At 62.6% G+C, this 799-nt stretch carries 1 protein-coding gene and 1 pseudogene; both read left to right on the forward strand.

Annotated elements, in window-relative coordinates; translation table 11 throughout:
- Positions 1-329 (forward strand): transposase (locus tag A3764_RS19260; protein WP_150122312.1); only part of this gene is annotated, 329 nt, incomplete at its 5' end.
- Positions 330-479: 150 nt separating this feature from the next.
- Positions 480-799 (forward strand): annotated as a pseudogene (locus A3764_RS19265) (hypothetical protein); the annotation flags it as partial.

Below are 799 nucleotides of genomic sequence, written 5' to 3' on the forward strand. Positions count from 1 at the left end.
AATGCCACGATGCGATTGCAGATCGCGGTGCCCATGCCGTCATCCCGCCCCGCAAGAACGCGAAGCCCTGGAAGACGATCACCGCCGGAGCCGTGGCGCGAAATGAGGCCCTGCGCGCGGCGAAATACCTGGGCCGCGCGCTCTGGCGACGATGGAGTGGATACCACCGCCGAAGCCGCGTCGAGACAAAGATGCATTGTATCAAGTTGCTGGGCCAGCGGCTCATGGCACGGGACTTCGATCGACAGGTCGCCGAACTCCAGGTCCGCATCGCCGTCCTGAACGGCTACACCGCGCTCGGAATACCCGTCACGGAAGCTGTGGGATAAGTCCGTCCGGGGAAAGGGGAACCTCGGCCTTAAGCCGATTTGTGCATCAGAGCCCTTGACACTAATAATTAGCTATCTATGTTTTTTCCCGGCGATGGTTCCCCGGAAGAGGAGCCGGATTTCATCGCTGCATCAAACTGGAGGAAATTCATGTCACGGACAGCCAATTTGGCCGGCCCGCGTTCGCGGACCGGAATGGTGGTGCTTTGCCTCGCTCTGACCGCGGGCTTCGCCCCGCTCGCGTCGGCGCAGGAGCAGCCCGCCTTCAACGAACATGCGGGAACCCTGCCGGACGGGACGGCATGGCTGATCCGCGTGCCCGAGAACTGGAATGGTCGACTACTCAGGGATCTGGATTTCGCCAGCAACGTTTCGGTCGCGTCAGCGGTCCAGCGGTATGACGACCTGCTCGGTCGTGGCTATGCCTTCGCCGGGCTCGCCCGGCACCCGCTGCGCCTGTGGCAATACGA

It is taken from the genome of Sulfitobacter sp. HI0129 (genome assembly GCF_001635395.1).
Lineage (GTDB): Bacteria > Pseudomonadota > Alphaproteobacteria > Rhodobacterales > Rhodobacteraceae > Sulfitobacter.